Origin of the sequence: Streptomyces montanus, from assembly GCF_005786655.1 — a bacterium.
GTDB lineage: Bacteria > Actinomycetota > Actinomycetes > Streptomycetales > Streptomycetaceae > Streptomyces > Streptomyces sporangiiformans.
In genome coordinates this window covers 1-3,324 of sequence record NZ_VBZC01000143.1, presented here as the reverse complement: position 1 = coordinate 3,324, position 3,324 = coordinate 1, and the positions used below count along the sequence as shown (strand labels likewise).

The 3,324-nt window shown below is 71.9% G+C and carries 3 protein-coding genes; all 3 read right to left on the bottom strand.

What is annotated here, in order from left to right; genetic code table 11:
* Positions 1–1,352, bottom strand: a 1,352-nt coding sequence (locus FE633_RS46750; RefSeq protein ID WP_425473337.1) for a GlgB N-terminal domain-containing protein, incomplete at its 3' end; no start/stop codon positions are given.
* A complete protein-coding gene (locus FE633_RS46745; RefSeq protein ID WP_138051236.1) occupies positions 1,336–2,763 on the bottom strand; it encodes a maltokinase N-terminal cap-like domain-containing protein in 1,428 nt (475 codons plus the stop codon). The genes FE633_RS46745 and FE633_RS46750, both read right to left, overlap by 17 nt.
* Before the next feature lie 238 nt (positions 2,764–3,001).
* Positions 3,002–3,324, bottom strand: a 323-nt coding sequence (locus FE633_RS46740) for an alpha-glucosidase C-terminal domain-containing protein (protein WP_171060415.1), incomplete at its 5' end; no start/stop codon positions are given.

The window sequence follows — 3,324 nt, the reverse complement described above, 5'->3', positions numbered from 1 at the left end:
TCGCGCGGGAAGTGGGCGGGCACCCAGTCCATGATCACGCCGATGCCGGCCCGGTGCAGCGCGTCGACGAGGTACTTGAAGTCGTCGGGGGTGCCGAGACGGGCGGTGGGCGCGTAGAAACCGGTGACCTGGTAGCCCCAGGAGCCGCCGAAGGGGTGCTCGGCGACCGGCATCAGCTCCACGTGCGTGAAGCCCAGGTCCGTGACGTATCCGGGGAGCTGCTCCGCGAGCTGGCGGTAGGTCAGTCCGGGGCGCCAGGAGGCCAGATGGACCTCGTACACCGAGAACGGTGCCTCGTGGGCCGGCCTGTCCGCCCGTCGGGCCATCCACTCCTCGTCTTCCCACCGGTGGTGGGACGTGTGCACGATGGACGACGTCTGGGGCGGGACCTCGGTGCGGCGGGCCATCGGGTCGGCGCGCAGGGTCTTGGAGCCGTCGGGCCGGGTGATCTCGAACTTGTAGAGCTCGCCCTCGCCGACCCCGGGGACGAACAGCTCCCACACCCCGGAGGATCCCAGCGACCTCAACGGGTACGCGGTGGCGTCCCAGAAGTTGAAGGTCCCGGCCAGCCGCACGCCGCGCGCGTTCGGCGCCCACACCGTGAAGCGGGTGCCGGTGACACCCTGGTGCACCATCGGTTCGGCGCCCAGTGCCTTCCACAGCTGCTCGTGGCGGCCCTCGCCGAACAGGTGCAGGTCGAACTCGCCGATCGAGGGCAGAAAACGGTAGGCGTCCTCGGTGTCCTGGACCGTCCCGTCGTACTCCACCAGCAGCCGGTACTCCGGTACCTCCCGCAGCGGCAGCACCGTGGAGAAGAACCCGTCCCCGTCGTCGTGCAGTTCGGCCCGCAGGCCCTCGGCGACCACGGTCACGGACAGCGCGTAGGGCCGCAGAGCCCGGAAGACCACACCATCCGACACCGGATGTGCCCCGAGCACGGAGTGCGGGTCATGATGCGCGCCGCCGAGCAACCGCTCCCGGTCCCCGCGATCCAGTACGGCCGGGCGTACCTCTCCGCCCCCGCCGGGCTCCACGGCCGCTCCTGCCTCGGGACCCCCGTCCGCCCCTGCCTCGGGACCTCCGTCCGCGCCTTCCCGCGCTGCCGCCGCCTCGGATCGCACGCGCTCCACCGCGGCCTGCGCGGCCTCGGCGGGCCGCGCGGCCTCCTGCGGCCGGGAGTCCGGGGCCACCGCCGGGTTGGGGATCTTCTTCGTTGCCTTGCCGGCCTTCGGGCTCTTCGGCTTCTTGGCGGGTGGGTTGGAGCGGGGGGTCACGGGCGGGGCCTCCTGGGCGGGCGGGCGTGAAGTGGGGAGGGGCGGCAGGCGGGGCGGCGGATCAGGACGCCGCGGTATCGGCCAGACGGCGGACGGCGTTCAGGGGTACGGGCAGCCAGTCGGGCCGGTGGCGCGCCTCGTACACGACTTCGTAGATCGCCTTGTCCGTCTCGTACGCACGCAGCAGCACGGGATCGGAACGCGGATCGCGCCCGCTGACCTCGGCGTAACCGGTGCAGTACGCGGCCCGGCAGGTGTCGGCCCAGTCGGGCGTGACCGGCGTGGGGGTCCCTCCGGCGGAGCCGAGAGCTTGGGGGAGGGAGTGCGCCGCGTAGTCGAACGAGCGGAGCATGCCCGCGACGTCCCGCGCGGTCGGCTGCGGCAACCGGCGCTCGGTGAGCGGCTTCGACGGCTCGCCCTCGAAGTCGATCAGCGACCAGCGGCCGGACGGAGCCCGCAGACACTGCCCGAGGTGCAGATCACCGTGTATCCGCTGGGCGGTCCAGGTCTCGCCCTCCGCGGCCAGCTCGGCGAGCGCCTCGAACGCGGAACGCAGACCGGGCACGTACGGCCGCAGTGCGGGCACCGCCTGGACGGCCGCGTCGAGCCGCCCGGTCATACCGTCGACCAGCGTCTCCATCTGCCCTCGGCCCAGGGTGACCGTGGGCAGTGCTCGGGCCAGCGCCGTGTGCACCGCGGCGGTGGCCCGCCCGAGCGCACGCGCCTCACCGCTGAAGTCCTCACCCTTGGCGAGCCCGCGCAACGCGAGGTCCCAGCCGTCCGTGGCTCCCCGCACGAAGTGTTGCAGCACGCCCAGTACGTACGTGTCGCCGGCCAGGTCCGTGAGCATCCATCCGGCGGGCGCGGGCACCCCGGGGCAGTCCTCGCGGGCCAGCGCCAGCGGCAGCTCCAGGTCGGGGTTGATCCCGGGCACGACCCGGCGCAACAGCTTCAGGATGAACGTATCTCCATAGACGATCGAGGAGTTGGACTGCTCGGCCGTCACCAGCCGCGGCACCAGGTCTTCCCGGAGCTCCTGCCGTGGATCGCGCTCGAAGCGCAGCTCGCCGATGTGCGCCCTCGTCCGCAGCGCCTCCAGGAGCACATCGGCGGGCCGCGGGTCGTGCAGCGCCTCGTACACCGTCCGCCCGGCCAGCGGCCCCTGCTCCGGATGGCCGATCAGCGCGGGCGCCAGCCGTGGCGGCAGCGTCTCGCGCACTCCGATCAGGAGCTGGTAGCAGTCGCCGGGGTGCGCGAGCGCACCTTGAGCGGGCAACAGCGGCTGATGTGCCCGGACGAGCAGATGGAGCAGCCCCAGCTTCGCGTTCCAGGGCAGTAGTTCCGTCGCCGCGACCAGCGAGAACCCGGTCACGGGACGCCCTTTGCCCGCGAACCACCGCTGCCTCGGCAGCCATTCGCGCAGCAGTGGATCGAGGGACGCGAGAAGGCCCGGGCCTGTGGTGGCGGGGCGGGTGACGGCTTCCGACATGGCGTCGCGTCCTTTCCCCGGGGGCGGGGTGTTACTGATGCGTGCCCAGGGCGGGGCGGGAGAAACCGCCCCGCACTGTTACAAGGCGTCCTTGGCGCGTTCTGCGCGGGCTCTACGTGGCGTCTGGGCGGACTTGCCGAAGTCCGGTGCGGTACCGCGCCCCGTAAGGGGCGCGGGGAACTGCGCGACCAGCCACGGGCGGGCCCGCAGATTCCGGACCGCGTTTCCAGCGGAGCGCTTACGCGGTGTCCTTGCGCAGTCGGAACCAGTAGAAGCCGTGGCCCGCGAGGGTCAGGAGGTAGGGGAGCTGGCCGATGGCGGGGAAGCGTACGCCGCCGATCAGTTCCACCGGGTGCCGTCCGTCGAAGGTCTGCAGGTCGAGCTCGGTGGGCTGGGCGAAGCGGGAGAAATTGTGCACGCACAGCACCAGATCATCTTTGTACTCGCGCAGGAAGGCGATGACGGCCGGGTTGGAGGAGGGGAGTTCGGTGTAGGAGCCGAGGCCGAAGGCGGGGTTCTGTTTGCGGATCTCGATCATGCGGCGGGTCCAGTGCAGCAGCG

Coding starts and splice junctions, on each gene's coding strand:
- FE633_RS46745 (WP_138051236.1), bottom strand. CDS start 2,763: ATGTCGGAAGCCGTCACCCGCCCCGCCACCACAGGCCCGGGCCTTCTC.